Annotated in this window: 18 protein-coding genes; all 18 read left to right on the plus strand. The window is 41.6% G+C overall.

Going from position 1 to position 18,446, the window contains the following annotated elements; all coding sequences use genetic code 11:
* Window positions 1-107: 107 nt before the first annotated feature.
* The 18 genes from mnmE (at window position 108) to glmS (ending at window position 18,145) form a co-directional block, all read left to right on the plus strand.
* Window positions 108-1,493, plus strand: a complete 1,386-nt coding sequence (gene mnmE, locus ACSLUK_RS17840; RefSeq protein ID WP_448550152.1) for a tRNA uridine-5-carboxymethylaminomethyl(34) synthesis GTPase MnmE — start codon at window positions 108-110, stop codon at window positions 1,491-1,493.
* 4 nt (window positions 1,494-1,497) lie between these two features.
* Window positions 1,498-1,953, plus strand: a complete 456-nt coding sequence (gene mioC, locus ACSLUK_RS17845; protein ID WP_448550153.1) for an FMN-binding protein MioC — start codon at window positions 1,498-1,500, stop codon at window positions 1,951-1,953.
* 398 nt (window positions 1,954-2,351) lie between these two features.
* Entirely contained in the window at window positions 2,352-4,241 is a 1,890-nt protein-coding gene (gene mnmG / locus ACSLUK_RS17850) for a tRNA uridine-5-carboxymethylaminomethyl(34) synthesis enzyme MnmG (protein ID WP_448550154.1), read from the plus strand.
* A 17-nt stretch (window positions 4,242-4,258) separates the two neighbouring features.
* Window positions 4,259-4,885, plus strand: a complete 627-nt coding sequence (gene rsmG / locus ACSLUK_RS17855; protein WP_448550155.1) for a 16S rRNA (guanine(527)-N(7))-methyltransferase RsmG — start codon at window positions 4,259-4,261, stop codon at window positions 4,883-4,885.
* Window positions 4,886-4,913: 28 nt separating this feature from the next.
* Complete coding sequence (locus ACSLUK_RS17860; RefSeq protein WP_448550156.1) at window positions 4,914-5,723, plus strand: ParA family protein; 810 nt, start codon at window positions 4,914-4,916, stop codon at window positions 5,721-5,723.
* A 2-nt stretch (window positions 5,724-5,725) separates the two neighbouring features.
* On the plus strand, window positions 5,726-6,625 hold the full coding sequence (locus ACSLUK_RS17865) for a ParB/RepB/Spo0J family partition protein (protein WP_448550157.1): 900 nt from the start codon (window positions 5,726-5,728) through the stop codon (window positions 6,623-6,625).
* Window positions 6,626-6,822: 197 nt separating this feature from the next.
* A complete protein-coding gene (locus ACSLUK_RS17870) occupies window positions 6,823-7,221 on the plus strand; it encodes an ATP synthase subunit I (RefSeq protein WP_448550158.1) in 399 nt (132 codons plus the stop codon).
* 9 nt (window positions 7,222-7,230) lie between these two features.
* A complete protein-coding gene (atpB, locus tag ACSLUK_RS17875; RefSeq protein WP_448550159.1) occupies window positions 7,231-8,046 on the plus strand; it encodes a F0F1 ATP synthase subunit A in 816 nt (271 codons plus the stop codon).
* Window positions 8,047-8,164: 118 nt separating this feature from the next.
* Complete coding sequence (gene atpE, locus ACSLUK_RS17880; protein WP_074496250.1) at window positions 8,165-8,401, plus strand: F0F1 ATP synthase subunit C; 237 nt, start codon at window positions 8,165-8,167, stop codon at window positions 8,399-8,401.
* A gap of 48 nt (window positions 8,402-8,449) precedes the next feature.
* Window positions 8,450-8,920 carry a F0F1 ATP synthase subunit B gene (gene atpF / locus ACSLUK_RS17885; RefSeq protein ID WP_448550160.1) on the plus strand — a complete coding sequence of 157 codons (471 nt, stop codon included), beginning with the start codon at window positions 8,450-8,452 and terminating at the stop codon, window positions 8,918-8,920.
* Window positions 8,921-8,935: 15 nt separating this feature from the next.
* A complete protein-coding gene (gene atpH / locus ACSLUK_RS17890) occupies window positions 8,936-9,469 on the plus strand; it encodes a F0F1 ATP synthase subunit delta (RefSeq protein ID WP_448550161.1) in 534 nt (177 codons plus the stop codon).
* 14 nt (window positions 9,470-9,483) lie between these two features.
* Window positions 9,484-11,025 (plus strand): F0F1 ATP synthase subunit alpha, encoded by a 1,542-nt coding sequence (gene atpA, locus ACSLUK_RS17895; protein ID WP_448550162.1) that lies wholly within the window; start codon window positions 9,484-9,486, stop codon window positions 11,023-11,025.
* 28 nt (window positions 11,026-11,053) lie between these two features.
* A complete protein-coding gene (atpG, locus tag ACSLUK_RS17900) occupies window positions 11,054-11,914 on the plus strand; it encodes a F0F1 ATP synthase subunit gamma (protein ID WP_448550163.1) in 861 nt (286 codons plus the stop codon).
* A gap of 29 nt (window positions 11,915-11,943) precedes the next feature.
* Window positions 11,944-13,329: a F0F1 ATP synthase subunit beta gene (atpD, locus tag ACSLUK_RS17905; protein ID WP_448550164.1), complete on the plus strand. Its 1,386-nt coding sequence runs from the start codon at window positions 11,944-11,946 to the stop codon at window positions 13,327-13,329.
* 47 nt (window positions 13,330-13,376) lie between these two features.
* The gene (locus ACSLUK_RS17910) at window positions 13,377-13,799 is read left to right on the plus strand and encodes a F0F1 ATP synthase subunit epsilon (protein ID WP_448550165.1); all 423 of its coding nucleotides are present in this window, start codon (window positions 13,377-13,379) and stop codon (window positions 13,797-13,799) included.
* Window positions 13,800-13,990: 191 nt separating this feature from the next.
* Entirely contained in the window at window positions 13,991-15,352 is a 1,362-nt protein-coding gene (gene glmU / locus ACSLUK_RS17915) for a bifunctional UDP-N-acetylglucosamine diphosphorylase/glucosamine-1-phosphate N-acetyltransferase GlmU (RefSeq protein WP_448550166.1), read from the plus strand.
* A 179-nt stretch (window positions 15,353-15,531) separates the two neighbouring features.
* Window positions 15,532-16,293 carry a DeoR/GlpR family DNA-binding transcription regulator gene (locus ACSLUK_RS17920; RefSeq protein ID WP_448550167.1) on the plus strand — a complete coding sequence of 254 codons (762 nt, stop codon included), beginning with the start codon at window positions 15,532-15,534 and terminating at the stop codon, window positions 16,291-16,293.
* Window positions 16,294-16,312: 19 nt separating this feature from the next.
* Window positions 16,313-18,145 (plus strand): glutamine--fructose-6-phosphate transaminase (isomerizing), encoded by a 1,833-nt coding sequence (gene glmS / locus ACSLUK_RS17925; protein ID WP_448550168.1) that lies wholly within the window; start codon window positions 16,313-16,315, stop codon window positions 18,143-18,145.
* The last annotated feature ends 301 nt before the right edge of the window (window positions 18,146-18,446 follow it).

Raw genomic sequence — 18,446 nt, forward strand, 5'->3', positions numbered from 1 at the left:
TACAAAAACCAAAAGGCCAGTTTAAAACTGGCCTTTTTCATACCATCCCAAAACCTATCCGTTTATAATATCGCCATTGCGTTATTAACAAATAAAATGGATAGTCCATGCCCAACAGCACTACAGTAATAGCCACTAAAGAAACTATCGCGGCACAAGCAACCCCACCCGGTCGTGGCGGTGTAGGGATCATCAGAGTTTCTGGACCAAAGGTCGCAGAAGTCGCCGAAGCGGTATTAGGTAAAGTTCCGGAATTAAGAAAAGCAGAATACTTGCCTTTTAAGGATGCGCAAGGTCAAGCCATCGATCAAGGCATTGCACTTTATTTTAAAGGCCCAAACTCATTTACTGGTGAAGATGTACTTGAATTACAAGGACATGGTGGACCTGTTATTCTCGATATGTTGCTAAAAGAGATTATTGCTCTCGACGGTATTCGAATGGCCAATCCCGGTGAATTTAGTGAACAAGCCTTCTTAAATGATAAGCTCGATTTAACCCAAGCCGAAGCGATAGCTGATCTTATTAACTCAAGCTCCGAGCAGGCTGCAAGATGCGCACTACATTCGTTACAAGGCGATTTTTCTAAACTTGTCCATCAACTTGTCGACGATACCATTCATTTACGAATGTATGTTGAAGCTGCGATTGACTTCCCTGAAGAAGAAATCGATTTTCTTGCCGATGAAAAAGTGGTTACCGACCTTAAAGCGCTTATAGATGCGATAGCGAGTGTACGCGCCCAAGCTCAACAAGGCAGCTTAATGCGTGAAGGCATGCGTGTAGTTATTGCCGGCAAGCCTAATGCGGGTAAATCAAGCTTACTTAATGCGCTTAGCGGCAAAGAAACTGCAATAGTAACAGATATTGAAGGCACCACGCGCGATGTATTATCAGAACAAATTCACCTTGATGGTATGCCGTTACATATTATTGATACCGCAGGGATCAGAGAAAGTGCCGATAAAGTCGAGCAAATAGGTATTGAACGCGCGTGGCAAGAAATAGCAAAAGCCGATCGTGTATTACTAATGATAGATACAGAAAAAGATCTGAACGTTAATATTAATACATTAATGCCCGACTTTATGGCAAAGCTTCCCGACAATATAGGCCTGACTTTAATCCAAAACAAAGCAGATCTCAGTGGTATCCCGATTGGTATAACAGTTGATAATGAATTAACCACTGTCGCTTTGTCAGCGAGAAACAATGAAGGTGTTGATCTACTCAAAGATCATTTAAAAACCATCATGGGATACCAAGGAGCCAGTGAAGGCAGTTTCATGGCCCGTAGAAGGCATTTAAGCGCACTCGAAACCGCTCACAATCACTTACTAATAGGCTTAGAACAATTAGAGGCATACGTGGCCGGTGAAATACTTGCTGAAGAACTGAGGCTTTGTCAGGAAGCATTAAATACGATCACTGGTGAATTTACCAATGACGATCTTCTTGGACAAATTTTTTCATCTTTCTGTATAGGTAAATAAGCAAATGGCTAATATCCAAATCATTGTTGGCAGCATGTTAGGCGGCACAGAATATGTTGCAGAAGCATGTGAAGAAACCTTAACTGAACTTGGCCATCAAGTAACGACTCATTTAACGCCAACGTTTAATGAAATTCCATTAAAAGATCAAATATGGCTCATCTGTACATCAACACATGGTGCAGGCGATTACCCTGACAATATTCAGCCTTTTTTGATCGCCTTAGAAAAAGATGATCGTGATCTATCCCCACTTAACTTCTTTGTGATCGGCACAGGTGATAGTAACTATGATACGTTCTGCCTTGCAGCAAAGAACATTAGAAACACATTAATTTCAAAGGGTTGCACTGAAATCTCTCCCTTATTCACAATCGATATGCAACAAGATATAGATCCAGAAGCTGTTGCACAAGAGTGGATCCTGTCCAAGAAAGATCAATTACACCCAAAGAGTTAATAGTTTATCCACAAAACAAACTATTTTTTTCACCCTCTGTGCATAAAGTCGGTATAAGTTAGTGGATTAACTATTATTATTCCGTAAATAAGATCTAAGCTAATTTTGATTGTGGATAAAACAGCGTTTTGATCAAAGGATATATCACAGTAGATCAAAGTTTGATCACAGGAAAGGATCAATCGAAAAGCTATGATATATAAAGGCTAAACAGAGTTATACACAAGATCGAGCGGATCTAATAAGAAATAATAATAAGATCTTTAAATAGATCTATATTATTTATTAATGATCCTCTTGAGATCTTTTCGTCAAATTGATCTTTCCATTCAAGTCAAAAAAAAGGTAAAATACGTGCCCTTTTTTAAGAATCTTTAATTTAGATAGGTCGTTATTCCATGTGGTATCAAGAGTCATTTGAAGTGATCGTCGTAGGCGGTGGTCATGCCGGTACAGAAGCAGCATTAGCCTCTGCACGTATGGGTTGCAAAACATTATTATTGACTCATAACATTGATACTTTAGGACAAATGTCTTGTAATCCTGCAATTGGCGGTATTGGTAAAGGACATTTAGTTAAAGAAATTGATGCTTTAGGTGGGATCATGGCTACGGCAACTGATCACGCAGCAATCCAATTTCGCACGTTGAATGCCAGCAAAGGACCTGCAGTAAGGGCTACAAGAGCTCAAGCAGATCGCGCGTTATACAAGGCTTTCGTACGTTCTGCTCTGGAAAACCAACCGAATTTAACGATCTTTCAACAACCGTGCGATGATCTAATTCTGGAAAATGATCGTGTGGTTGGTGTTTCTACCCAGATGGGTCTTAAATTCAAAGGGCAAGCAGTTGTTTTAACGGTAGGAACCTTCCTTGCGGGACAGATTCATATTGGCTTAAACAACTATCAAGGTGGTCGTGCTGGTGATCCTGCCAGTGTTAACTTAGCCGCTAGGTTACGTGATCTCCCATTTAGAATGGATCGCTTAAAAACTGGAACACCACCTCGATTAGACGCTAGAACCCTTGATTTTTCAGTAATGGAAGAACAACCAGGTGATACACCTCGACCTGTATTTTCATTCATGGGATCTGAAAACGATCATCCTCAGCAGATCTCTTGTTATATCACTCATACTAACAGTAAAACGCATGATATTATTCGCAACGGGCTAGATCGTTCGCCTATGTACACTGGCGTGATTGAAGGTGTAGGTCCGCGTTATTGTCCATCGATTGAAGATAAAATTACGCGATTTGCTGACAAAGAAACACATCAAATTTTTGTTGAACCTGAAGGTTTAACGACACATGAAATCTACCCTAATGGTATCTCGACCAGCCTACCTTTTGATGTCCAAATGGATTTAGTACGTTCAATTAAAGGGTTCGAAAACGCGCATATTACTCGCCCTGGTTATGCTATTGAATATGATTTCTTTGATCCCCGCGATCTTAAGCAGACGCTAGAAAGCAAGTTTATTAACAATCTTTACTTTGCTGGTCAAATCAATGGTACAACGGGTTATGAAGAAGCTGGTGCACAAGGACTAATTGCTGCTGCGAACGCTGCTGCTCGTGTGCAAGGAAAAGATGAATTGATCCTTGGTCGTGATCAGGCATACATGGGCGTATTAATCGATGATCTTGCAACTTTAGGAACAAAAGAACCTTATCGCATGTTCACATCTCGTGCTGAGTATCGTTTGTTATTGCGTGAAGATAACGCTGATATCCGTTTAACAGAACTAGGTCATAAACTTGGTTTAGTTGATGAGAAGCGTTGGCGTCGTTTCAACGAGAAAATGGACAACATAACGCAAGAGAAACAACGCTTGAAAACAACTTGGATCCATAAAGATCACCCAGAAGTTGAACAAGTCAATCAATTGCTTAAAACGCCAATCAGTCGTGAAAACAGTTTAGAAGATCTAGTGCGCCGTCCTGAAGTTAATTACAAAGACCTGGTGGCTATCAAAGGTTTAGGTTCTAATTTGAATGATATGCAAGCAGCTGAGCAAGTTGAAATTCAAATCAAGTATGCAGGTTATATTGATCGTCAACTTGATGATATAGCAAAGAAAAAGCGTCATGAAGATACATTAATTCCAGCCGACTTCGATTACAGCCAAATTTCTGGGTTATCGAATGAAGTGGTCGCAAAATTAACAGAAGCAAAGCCTGAAACGATAGGAAAAGCGTCAAGAATTTCAGGCATAACACCTGCTGCAATATCATTATTGCTTGTGTATTTGAAAAAACATGGTTTACTACGCAAAACTGCATAGCTGTAGAGAACAACATCATGTCCTTAGCCATTGAGCTAGAGCATCTTTTAACACAGACAGATATCGTGCTAACAGATGCTCAAAAAACACAACTCACAACCTATGTTGAATTACTCAACAAATGGAATAAAGCTTATAACCTAACCTCGGTAAGAGATCCGATGGAAATGCTGGTTAAGCATATTTTAGATAGTTTATCGGTTGGTAAATTTCTAAGTGGTCATTCGTTTATTGACGTTGGTACTGGACCTGGATTACCAGGTATCCCATTAGCCATATTGTATCCTGAACGAAATTTTGTATTATTGGATAGTCTTGGCAAGCGTATTACGTTTTTACGCCAAGTAGTATTTCAATTAAAACTTACAAATGTCACACCTATGCTCTCTCGTGTGGAAGAATTTCAGCCCGAGCAACCTTTTGATGGAGTATTAAGTCGTGCATTTGCATCACTTGATGATATGGTTTCTTGGTGTCATCATTTAATCGCGCCACAAACAGGCAGATTCTATGCACTAAAAGGACAATATCCGGAAAGTGAATTACAGCAGTTGCCAGATGGTATAGAATTAGTTACAAGTCACGAAGTGCATGTACCATCTCTAGTTGGTGAACGTCACTTAGTTGAATTGAAAAAAGTCTAACAAGAATAATACGACGACAGAGGTTTTTGTGGGAAAAATCATCGCGGTTGCGAACCAAAAAGGTGGTGTTGGCAAAACTACCACTGCAGTCAACTTGGCTGCCTCACTAGCTGCTACCAAGCGAAAAGTCTTATTGATCGATCTTGACCCTCAAGGTAATGCAACCATGGGGAGTGGTATCGACAAATATGAAGTCGCAGCCACGTGTTATGAATTATTAGTTGACGAAAAACCTTTCGATGAAGTGGTTTGTAAGAACACATCCGGTGTGTATGATCTTATCGCTGCCAATACTGACGTTACCGCCGCAGAAATCAAGTTGATGGAATTTTTTGCTCGTGAGCAACGCTTAAAAAATGCACTAGCGCCAGTTAAGTCTTCTTATGATTTTATCATTATTGATTGTCCACCATCGCTTAACATGCTAACAGTCAATGCTATGACGGCCGCAGATTCTGTCTTGGTACCAATGCAATGTGAGTATTATGCGTTGGAGGGATTAACAGCCTTAATGGACACCATTTCTCAACTAACGGCTGTAGTAAACGGAAGTCTTCATATTGAAGGTATACTCCGTACTATGTATGATCCTCGTAATAGATTAGCGAACGATGTTTCAGAACAACTTAAGCGCCATTTCGGTGATAAAGTGTATCGGACCGTTATTCCTAGAAACGTTAGATTAGCTGAAGCCCCCAGTTTTGGAGCTCCAGCAATGTATTACGATAAGTCATCGACAGGCGCTAAGGCTTACCTTGCACTTGCTGGGGAAGTACTTCGTCGCACTGAACAAGAGTTACAACACAAGTCGGGTGCAACCCCGTCGTTGCAAGGATAAATATGAGCCCTTCTAAACGTAGAGGTCTGGGTCGCGGCTTAGACGCACTTTTAACTAATTCCCCACGTAAATCGCAGGAATCCGAAGTAGATTCAAGCGAACGAGTCGTTGAAGTTTCAATTGACAATGAATTAAAGCAGCTACCGATTGAGCAATTACAGCCAGGCAAGTATCAGCCGAGAAAAGATATGTCAGCTGACGCCTTGGAAGAGCTTGCTAATTCAATTCGAGCGCAAGGCATAATTCAACCAATTGTGGTGAGAACAATTTCCCAAGATCACTATGAAATCATTGCTGGTGAACGCCGTTGGCGCGCTGCGCAGCTAGCGAATATTGATATTATTCCTTGTTTAGTCAAAGAAGTGCCTGACGAAGCCGCAGTGGCGATGGCGCTTATTGAAAATATTCAGCGTGAAGATTTAAATGCAATGGAAGAAGCCATAGCACTAGAGCGCTTACTGACAGAATTCGAACTTACGCATCAAGAAGTGGCCGATGCGGTAGGAAAGTCGCGTACGACTGTAACAAATTTGTTACGTTTGAATAACTTGAACGATGAAGTTAAAACGTTACTAGAACACGGTGACCTAGAAATGGGCCATGCGCGTGCTTTACTCGCGCTTGAGAATGACCTGCAAACCAATACAGCGCGAACTGTTGTTGCAAAAGAACTCACCGTTCGTGAAACCGAAGCGCTAATTAAGAAGCTACAGTCACCTGAAAAACCAAAACAAGTTAAAGAGAAAGATCCAGATACCAAAGCACTAGAATTAAGCCTTAGCGAAAAGCTAGGGTCTCAAGTTTCAATTGATCACAACAAGAAAGGCAAAGGTAAACTCGTCATTTCTTATACTAATCTAGAAGAATTAGACGGAATAATCGGACGATTTGGTTCTTTTTAGCCGCCGTTGTCATCATTTTTTCAAATATCATCGTTTTAATAAAATAATCGCACATTTAGAGGGCATCATATGCCCTCTTTTGTTGCAATAATGGCGTAATTCAGTATACTTGCGTCGGATTTTTAAAGTTCCAATTTATGCTTTAAAAATGTACAAATTTTACGAAGGTTTTCGTGGTTTAGTTAGTAGATTTAAGTGTGAAAAGAAACAATTTAGCGAAAACTGGTCGAAAACTAGCATTTTTACAAATCATATTGATGGTTTTTATCGTATTAGCTTGTACTTTTATTACTTATTTTACGTTAGGTTACCAAGCTGGAATGTCTGCTTTTTGGGGTGGATTAGCAGCAACTATACCTAACTGTGTTTTTGCATATAAAGCGTTCAAATATGCGGGAGCACAAGCGTCCAGGAAAGTTGTAGAGTCTTTCTATAGTGGCGTGAAATTAAAATTAGGATTAACGGCGTTTTTCGTTGCACTAGCCTTGAAATTTTTAGTGATTGTTCCGTTACCTTTTTTTGGCGCTTTAAGTTTAGTAGTGGTAGTTCCACTACTGACACCAATATTTTTTAAAAATTTTAACTTTAATCATTAGGACTAAAATATGGCTTCAGGTGCTGAAATTACCAGCCAAGAGTATATTGGACACCATTTGACTAATGCTAAAATGTGTATGGTAGACGGTAGCGTTGCATTCAACAAAAGTTGTGCTGACGCTGGCTTCTGGACATTACACGTTGATACATTAGGGTGGTCTGTATTCTTAGGTTTGGTTTTCTTACTTATCTTCCGTTCCGTTGCGAAGAAGGCTGATACCGGTGTTCCGGGCAAACTTCAGTGTGCGGTAGAAATGATCGTTGAATTCGTAGAAGACAGCGTAAAAAGTACATTTCACGGAAAAAACCCCGTAATAGCTCCGCTTTCATTGACCATCTTTGTTTGGGTGTTGTTGATGAATGCTATGGACTGGGTACCAGTTGATTTAATTCCTACCGTTGCTGGCTTAGTGGGTATTGATTACATTAAGTCTGTTCCAACAACAGATATCAATATGACATTAGCACTAGCACTTGGTGTTTTCTGGTTGATTCTTTATTACTCAGTGAAAGTTAAAGGTATTGGCGGCTTTATTAAAGAGCTTAGCACGCAACCTTTTGGTCACTGGACTCTTTATCCGCTTAACTTTGTGCTTGAAATTGTTACGCTTCTAGCACGTCCGTTATCATTAGCACTTCGTCTATTCGGTAACTTATATGCGGGTGAATTAATATTTATTCTTATTGCAACTATGGGTGTTTGGCAGATATTCGGGCCGCACTTTATGTGGGCAGCATTCCACTTACTAGTTATCCCATTGCAAGCATTTATTTTTATGACGCTAACGATAGTTTACTTGAGCTTAGCGCACGAAGATCACTAGTCTCTTGGTGATTAAATGGAGATGGCTTTATTTCTAGCCAAGAGACTGTGGGCAGGATGCCCCAACAAAAAATTTAATTTTTAATTTTTAATTTTACTTTTAAATATCGGAGATAAAAATGGAAAACTTAGGTTTACTATATGTAGCTGCTGCGTTACTAATCGGCTTAGGTGCACTTGGTACAGCGATTGGTTTCGGTTTATTAGGTGGTAAGTTCTTAGAATCTGCTGCTCGTCAGCCAGAACTAGCACCACAGTTACAAGTAAAAATGTTCATCGTTGCTGGTCTAATCGATGCGATCGCAATCATCGGTGTTGCAATGGGTCTATATATCCTATTCGTTAAAATTGGCTAATTAACTGAAAAGTCTTTTTTAACCGTTTAATTAATAGGAGGTACACAAATGGACGTAAATTTCACTTTTATAACTGAAATGATCGCATTTGTCGTATTCGTAGTTTTCTGTATGAAGTTCGTATGGCCACCAATTATCGGTGCTATCGAAACTCGCCAGAAGACCATTGCTGACGGCTTAGCCGCTTCAGATCGTGCTGCTAAAGATCTTGAGCTTGCTCAAGAAAAAGCAACAGCACAATTGAAAGAAGCTAAAGCGCAGGCTGCAGAAATTATCGAAGCAGCTAAGAAGCGTGAAGCTCAAATGATTGAAGAAGCTGCGGATAAAGCACAAGCGGAGAAAGAGAAAATCATCTCTGCTGGTCATGCCGAAATAGAGACTGAACGTAACCGTGCAAAAGAAGAACTACGCAAACAAGTAGCTGTTCTTGCTGTAACTGGTGCTGAGAAAATTCTCGAGCGTTCAATTGATGCCGCTGCTCATAGCGACATCTTAGATAAACTTGTAGCTGAACTTTAAGAGGGGAATAGAGCTATGTCTGAATTGACAACCGTCGCTCGTCCCTACGCTAAAGCAGCGTTCGATTATGCCGTCGAAACAAATTCTGTAGAGAACTGGTTAACTATGCTGGTTTTTGCTGCAGAAGTTGCACAAAACGAAACTATGATGGGCTACCTTTCAGGCGGTGCATCGGTAGAGCAAGCACAAGACTTGTTCTTAAAAGTTTGTGATGAGCAATTAGATGGTAATGCTCAGAACCTTGTAAAGGTGATGGCAGAAAACGATCGCTTATTGGTGCTACCACAAGTGGCTGAACAATTTAGTGAATTAAAAGCTGAATATGAAAAAGAAGCTACTGTGGATGTAACCTCTGCTGTTGAATTAACAGCAGATCAAGTAAATACATTAAGCGCCGCGCTTGAAAAGCGTCTGGCTCGTAAAGTAAAGCTCAATTGTAATGTAGATGAAAATGTTGTGTCAGGCCTTGTAATCAAATCAGGCGATACAGTAATTGATGGTTCAGTTCGTGGTAAATTGAATCGTTTAGCATCCGCACTACAATCTTAATTGGGGAACAGAGCATGCAACTGAATTCCACTGAAATCGCCGAACTGATCAAAAAACGAATTGAACAGTTCGACGTTGTCAGCGAAGCTCGTAACGAAGGTACTATCGTATCAGTAACTGATGGTATTATTCGCATCCACGGTCTTGCAGACGTAATGCAAGGCGAGATGATTGAACTTCCTGGTAACCGTTACGCAATCGCGTTAAACCTTGACCGTGATTCGGTAGGTGCGGTAGTTATGGGTCCATATGCGGACCTAGCTGAAGGCGTAAAAGTTAAAGGTACTGGCCGTATTTTGGAAGTACCAGTAGGACGTGGCCTTTTAGGTCGTGTTGTAAATACACTAGGTGAGCCTATTGATGGTAAAGGCCCGATTGAAAATGACGGTTTTGCTCCAGTAGAAGTGGTAGCACCAGGTGTAATCGACCGTAAATCAGTTGACCAGCCAGTACAAACTGGTATCAAGTCAATTGACTCTATGATTCCAATCGGTCGTGGTCAACGTGAACTTATCATCGGTGACCGTCAAATCGGTAAATCTGCAATTGCACTAGATGCAATTATCAACCAGAAAAACACAGGCATTAAGTGTGTATACGTAGCTATCGGTCAAAAAGCATCAACTGTTGCTAACCTAGTACGTAGCTTAGAAGAGCACGGCGCTCTTTCTAACACAATTGTTGTTGTTGCATCTGCTTCTGAAGCTGCTGCTCTTCAATACTTATCTGCTTACTCTGGTTGTACTATGGGTGAATACTTCCGTGATCGCGGTGAAGATGCACTAATCGTATATGATGATTTGTCTAAGCAAGCTGTTGCTTACCGTCAAATTTCATTGCTATTACGTCGTCCACCAGGACGTGAAGCATACCCAGGTGACGTTTTCTACTTGCATTCACGTTTACTAGAGCGTGCTGCTCGTGTAAGCGAAGAGTATGTTGAACGTTTCACTAACGGTGAAGTTAAAGGCAAAACAGGTTCTTTAACTGCTCTACCTATCATTGAAACACAAGCGGGTGACGTTTCTGCATTCGTACCTACCAACGTAATTTCAATTACTGATGGTCAGATCTTCCTTGAGTCAAACTTATTTAACTCAGGTATCCGTCCAGCGGTTAACGCAGGTATCTCGGTATCTCGTGTTGGTGGTGCAGCTCAAACTAAGATCATCAAGAAGCTTGGTGGTGGTATTCGTTTAGCATTGGCACAATATGCCGAGCTAGCGGCTTTCGCTCAATTCGCATCTGACTTAGATGAAGCAACACGTGCACAGCTTGAGCATGGTCAACGTGTTACTGAATTGATGAAGCAAAAACAATACAGCCCATTGTCTATTGCTGAAACAGCGGTATCGTTGTTCGCAGCTGAAAAAGGTTATTTAACTGACATCGAAATCAACAAAATTGTTGACTTCGAAGCAGCGTTACATAGCTATGTAAACAATGAGCACGCTGAATTGATGGCTACTATCAACGAAAGCGGTAACTACGATAAAGATATCGAATCAGGTTTAGCGAAAGCAATTGAGTCTTTCAAAGCTACGCAAACTTGGTAATTAGTTAACCTTTTCGGAGAGAATAGTCATGTCCGGCGCTAAAGAGATAAAATCGAAGATTGGAAGTGTACAAAATACACAGAAAATCACCAGCGCGATGGAAATGGTTGCAGCCAGTAAAATGCGTAAAGCGCAAGATGCTATGGCTGCCTCTCGTCCATACGCTGAAAATATGCGAAATGTGATCGGTCACATCGCGCTAGGTAACCTTGAATATCGCCATCCTTATTTGGATGAGCGCGAGGTTAAGCGTGTAGGCTATATTGTCGTCTCAACAGACCGTGGTCTGTGTGGTGGCTTAAATATTAACTTATTTAAGCAAGTTCTTGCTGATGCGGCTAAGCATCAGAATGAAGGCGTTGAAGTTGAATTTGCTGTTGTTGGTTCTAAAGCAACAGCATTCTTTAACAACATGGGCGCTAAAGTAACTGCACAAGTATCAGGTTTGGGTGATAGCCCTTCAGTAACTGACCTTATCGGTAGTGTTAAGGTTATGCTGAATGCCTATGACAGTGGTGAAATAGACAAGCTGTACGTCGTTTACAACAAGTTTGTAAATACTATGACGCAGCAGCCGACAATCGATCAACTTTTACCTTTGCCTAAGTCAGATGATGACGCAATTCAACATCGTTGGGATTACTTATACGAGCCAGATGCACAATCGTTGTTAGATCAGCTATTGGTTCGTTATACAGAATCTCAGGTATACCAAGGCGTGGTTGAAAACCTCGCATGTGAGCAAGCTGCTCGTATGGTTGCAATGAAAGCCGCTACAGATAACGCGGGCGACCTAATCGACAGCTTACAATTAGTATACAACAAAGCGCGTCAAGCAAGCATTACTCAAGAGTTGAGTGAAATTGTTGCTGGTGCGGCAGCGGTGTAGGCAAAGTTTAAACTTTAAGAGGAATAAACATGAGTGCAGGTAAAGTCGTCCAAATCATTGGCGCAGTTGTGGATGTAGAATTCCCACAAGATGCTGTACCTCAGGTATATGACGCATTAAATGTAACCGAAGGTGACCTAAGCGGCCTTGTACTAGAAGTACAACAGCAGCTTGGTGGTGGTGTAGTTCGTACTATCGCTATGGGTTCATCTGACGGTTTGCGTCGTGGTCTGAATGTAGTAAATACAGGTGATAACATCCAAGTACCAGTAGGTACTGCTACTTTGGGTCGAATCATGAACGTTTTAGGTGAACCCATTGACGAAGCTGGCCCAATCGGCGAGGAAGAAAAGTGGTCAATTCACCGTGAAGCGCCTTCTTATGAAGAGCAAGCAGCTTCAAACGAATTATTAGAAACTGGTATCAAAGTAATCGACTTGGTTTGTCCATTCGCTAAGGGTGGTAAAGTTGGTCTATTCGGTGGTGCTGGTGTTGGTAAAACCGTTAACATGATGGAGCTTATCCGTAACATCGCTATCGAGCACAGTGGTTACTCTGTATTCGCAGGTGTTGGTGAGCGTACTCGTGAAGGTAACGATTTCTACCACGAAATGAACGATTCAAACGTACTTGATAAAGTAGCGCTTGTTTACGGTCAGATGAACGAGCCACCGGGTAACCGTTTACGTGTTGCGATGACTGGTTTGACAATGGCTGAAAAGTTCCGTGACGAAGGTCGTGACGTTCTTTTCTTCGTTGATAACATCTATCGTTATACACTTGCAGGTACTGAGGTATCAGCACTACTTGGTCGTATGCCATCAGCAGTAGGTTACCAACCGACACTAGCTGAAGAAATGGGTGTACTTCAAGAGCGTATTACTTCAACTAAGACTGGTTCAATCACTTCAATCCAAGCGGTATACGTACCTGCGGATGACTTGACTGACCCGAGCCCAGCGACAACATTTGCTCACTTAGACGCGACAGTTGTACTTTCTCGTGACATCGCTGCACAAGGTATCTACCCTGCTATCGATCCACTAGATTCAACTTCTCGTCAGCTTGACCCATTAGTGGTTGGTGCAGAGCACTATGACGTTGCACGTGGTGTTCAGTCTACGCTTCAACGTTATAAAGAACTTAAAGACATCATCGCTATCTTAGGTATGGATGAATTGTCTGAAGAAGATAAGCAAACAGTTGACCGTGCTCGTAAGATCACGCGTTTCTTATCTCAGCCGTTCTTCGTTGCTGAAGTATTTACTGGTTCTCCAGGTAAGTACGTACCACTTAAAGACACTATTAGTGGCTTTAAAGCAATTCTTGCTGGTGAGTACGATCATTTACCAGAGCAAGCTTTCTACATGGTTGGTTCTATCGAAGAAGCAGCTGAAAAAGCGAAAAGCATGTAATGAAAGCGGGTGACCTGTTTAATGGTCACCTTATTTAGGAGGTCAATATGTCTTTAACAACTGTTAATCTTAATGTAGTTAGTGCGGAGGAAAGCTTATTTTCTGGCCGTATCGAATCATTACAGATCACAGGTAGTGAAGGTGAGCTTGGTATTATGCCAGGCCACGCGCCTTTACTGACCTCACTAAAACCTGGTATGGCTCGTATTGTTAAGTACGGTGGTGAAGAAGAAATCATCTACTTATCAGGTGGCATGTTAGAAGTTCAGCCTAACAACGTAACAGTATTGGCTGACGTTGCTGCCCGTGTTGACGATCTAGATGAACAAGCTGCACTAGAAGCGAAACAACGCGCAGAAGAGCATATGAATGCGCAAAGTGACGATGTAGATTACGCTGAAGTTGCTTCTGAATTAGCTCGCGCAGTAGCACAATTACGTGTTATTCAAGCGGCGAAGAAGAAAGTATAATATTGCATTAGCACACTAAGTTTTAGTGATTAAAAAAGCGACCTGATGGTCGCTTTTTTGTTTTTTGGCACTTCGTTAAATTCATAATTTCAACATATTCTTTTCGTAATGTACTTACACTAGCCAATTCGATGCGTTCAGCGTTACAATGGCGAATAATTATCCTTAACAATAATACGAATGGATTATCTATGTCTCTATCAGTTGTCATTTTAGCCGCGGGTAAAGGTACTCGCATGAAATCCTCACTTCCTAAAGTACTGCATCCTATTGCTGACAAGCCTATGGTAAGTCATGTAATTGAAGCCGCACGTTGTCTAAATGCTGAAAATATTTACGTAGTTTATGGTTTTGGAGGAGATGTACTTAAGGCGAATGTGACTGGAGATGATTTAACTTTTGTTGAGCAGAAAGAGCAATTAGGTACTGGTCATGCCGTCGATATGGCATCACCTTTTATCAAAGACAATGAAAATGTGCTTGTGTTATATGGTGACGTACCACTAACAAAGGTAGAAACATTGGATCGGTTAGTTTCTGCAAAGCCAGAAGATGGTATGGCATTATTAACCGTATATTTAGCAAACCCTACTGGTTATGGGCGCATTATTCGTGATAATGGTAACGTTGTTGGTATCATTGAACAAAAAGATGCCACGCCAGAACAGTTGCTCATTAACGAAGCGAATACTGGCATATTGTATGCCAATGGTGGTGATTTAAAGCGTTGGTTAAGCAACCTTTCAAATGATAACGCACAAGGCGAATATTATCTGACGGATATCATTGCGATGGCGCATAGCGAGGGAAAAACCATTGCTACGGCGCATCCTGAAACTGAAATCGAAGTTGAGGGGGCCAATAACCGCGTACAATTAGCTGCGTTAGAACGTGCTTTTCAATTAAGAGAAGCTGAAAACCTCATGTTAGCTGGAGCTAGCTTACGTGATCCTAGCCGCATCGACATTCGTGGTAAATTATTGATCGGACAGGAAGTTAAAATCGATGTTAACTGTGTGTTCGAAGGGGAAGTCGTGTTGGCTAATGGTGTAAAAATTGGCGCTAACTCAATATTGAAAGACTGCACAATAGGTGAATTTACTGAGGTTAAACCAAATTCTATCATCGAAGGTGCTGTGATCGGTGACTTTTGCTCGGTTGGTCCTTTTGCCCGTGTTCGTCCTGACACTACGATGAATAATCACTCTCAAATTGGCAACTTCGTCGAAATGAAAAAATCTACGTTAGGTGAAGGCAGTAAAGCTGGTCATTTGACGTATTTAGGTGATACTACGGTTGGGAAAAACGTGAATATCGGCGCGGGTACTATTACTTGTAACTATGACGGGGTAAACAAGTCACAAACTATGATCGATGACAACGCATTCATTGGCTCGAACAGTTCACTTGTTGCGCCGGTATTTGTCGGTGAAAAAGCAACCGTAGGCGCTGGCTCTGTAGTGACTAAAGATGTTGAAAAAGGTGAGTTAACCATCGCTCGCGGCAAGCAACGTAATATTCAAGGTTGGCAGCGTCCTGAAAAGAAAAAGTAATCTTTTCTTTCTACCGCTTAGCTAGCAGCATTAACAGGCTGCTAGCGGTAATCGTTTAATAGCCAATCTGCGCTAGTGTTACTCATCGATTATTCTGCAATTTTTGATTGTGTTTTAGTTGACGTTTTGGTTAAATAGCTAAGTTTTAAATCGAAACTTAGCTGGCCAAAACGAAACTTATGAGCAAACGCAATACCCAACAACGTAGACACATCATTATCACTGAACTCAATCAAATGGGTGAAGTGAGTGTTGACCAGCTAGCCCGAAAGTTTGACACTTCAGAAGTCACCATTCGAAAAGATTTAGCAGCCCTTGAAAATAGTGGCTTATTACTTCGCCGTTATGGTGGTGCTGTCCCCTTACCTAGCGAATTAATTGAACCAAGAAATGAAAAAGTTTCGAAACGAAAGATCAGGATTGCTAAAAAAGCCGCAAGCTTAATTCGTGAACATAATCGCATCATTATCGATAGCGGTAGCACAACATCAGCCTTAGTGAATGAACTAAGCCATAAGAATGGCTTAGTTGTTATGACTAACTCGCTGATTATTGCGAGTCAATTGCAGGCGTTAGAAAACGAACCCACTTTGTTAATGACTGGTGGCACCTGGGATCCACATTCAGAATCATTTCAAGGCAAGGTAGCAGAAAGCGTATTAAGGTCTTACGATTTTGATCAGTTATTTATCGGTGCTGATGGCATTGATATTAGCCGTGGTACCACAACATTCAACGAACTACTAGGACTTAGCCAAGTAATGGCTGACGTGGCAAGAGAAGTCATTGTTATGGTTGAGTCTGAGAAAATTAATCGAAAAATTCCGAATCTTGAGTTAGGTTGGGAAAAAATACACACCCTCATCACAGATGATGACATCGCATCAGACGTGAAAGAACAATTATTAGAGCAAGGCATAAATCTGGTATGTGCCAAATAAAGAGTATAAGGATTCATTTATGTGTGGAATCGTAGGTGCTGTTGCACAACGTGACGTAGCAGATATTTTAGTAGAAGGACTAAAGCGGCTAGAGTATCGCGGTTATGACTCGGCAGGTGTCGCCATTATTGATAACGATAAGCAGCTTCATCGCGCACGTCGTTTAGGCAAGGTACAAGAACTTGCTGATGCATTGGCTACAACGCCACTACTCGGTGGTACAGGTATCGCGCATACGCGTTGGGCGACGCATGGCGTACCAAGCGAGATCAATGCTCACCCTCATGTATCAGGTGACAATATTGCCGTGGTACACAATGGTATTATTGAAAACCATCAAGAACTGCGTGAGATGCTAACCCAAGCCGGCTACCAATTTGTTTCGGAAACAGATACTGAAGTTATTGCTCATCTTGTTCATCATGAACTGAAAAGTGCAGACTCCTTGCTCGCTGCGGTACAAAAAACAGTTAAACAGCTCGAAGGAGCTTACGGCACAGTGTTCATGGATAGCCAAGACAAAGAGCGCGTGGTTGTAGCTCGCTCTGGTTCGCCGCTAGTTATAGGTTACGGATTAGGTGAGAACTTTTTAGCGTCTGACATGCTAGCGCTACTTCCTGTAACGCGTAAATTCGCTTTCTTGGAAGAAGGCGATGTAGCAGAAATTACACGCCACGAAGTGAATATATTTGACAAAGATGGCAAGGCAGTAGAACGTGAAGTCAAAGAGCACGAAGTTAGTCAGGAAGCTGGCGACAAAGGCGAGTATCGTCATTACATGCTCAAAGAAACTTATGAGCAGCCAACGGCAATTCGTAACACACTAGAAGGTCGTTTAATTGGCAATAAGCTCGATATCAATGCTTTTGGTGAAGGTGCTGATGCGATTTTTAGAGACATCGAGCACGTACAAATCATCGCGTGCGGTACCAGCTATCATTCAGGTATGGTGGCACGCTATTGGTTGGAGAGCATGGCTGGCGTGTCGTGCAATGTAGAAATTGCGAGTGAGTTCAGATATCGTCGCTCTCACGTACCTAACAATGCGCTATTGGTTACTATTTCACAATCAGGTGAAACAGCTGATACGCTTGCGGCATTGCGATTAGCGAAAGAGCTAGGCTACCGTGCAAGCATGACAATATGTAACGTACCGGGTTCGTCGTTAGTACGTGAATCAGACTTAGCCTTTATGACTAAAGCGGGCGCAGAGATCGGTGTTGCTTCAACAAAAGCGTTTACGACACAGCTAGTGGGCTTATTGATGATGACACTAGCCATTGGTCAACATCACGGTATGGACGAAACGACGCAACAAGCGATTGCTACATCGTTGATGACATTACCAAACAAGCTTGATGAAGTGTTGGCACTGGCTGATTCAATCGAAGACTTAGCAGAAGACTTTGCTGATAAGCATCATGCCTTATTTCTTGGTCGCGGTGATCAATACCCTATCGCGATGGAAGGTGCATTGAAGCTTAAAGAGATTTCTTATATTCATGCAGAAGCGTACGCTGCCGGTGAACTTAAACATGGTCCGTTAGCGCTAATTGATGCGGAAATGCCAGTTATCGTAGTTGCACCGCAAAATGATTTAATTGAAAAGTTAAAATCGAACGTAGAAGAGGTACGTGCGCGTGGCGGCTTAATGTATGTATTCGCAGATAATAATGCTAAGTTTGAAAGCGATGAAACAATGACAGTTATCAACGTACCACACTGTGATGACATTATAGCGCCGATTGTTTATACATTACCGTTACAGCTACTTTCATACTATGTGGCGATTATCAAAGGTACGGATGTTGATCAACCGCGTAACTTAGCTAAATCGGTGACGGTTGAGTAAGCCCGAACATCAACATTCTTATTTATGGATACAGCAATAAAGTATCATAATAAGTAATAACGACGCATACGAAAACCGTCTTATCTATGCTTGAATATTGAGCATAAATAAGGCGGTTTTTTATACGAGCGAGAAAAGTAGGAAACTCGGACGCTAAGAACAATAAATGGAGTAATACCAATCCGCATTAAAGATTGCCCACCACTGCCCACTTCCTTGAACACATTTTGATGACACGTTTTGTGTCTTTTCTAAAGCTATTCCAAGCGTGACTACATGCGTTGACAATATCCTCATATCC

The organism is Thalassotalea fusca (assembly GCF_053485835.1).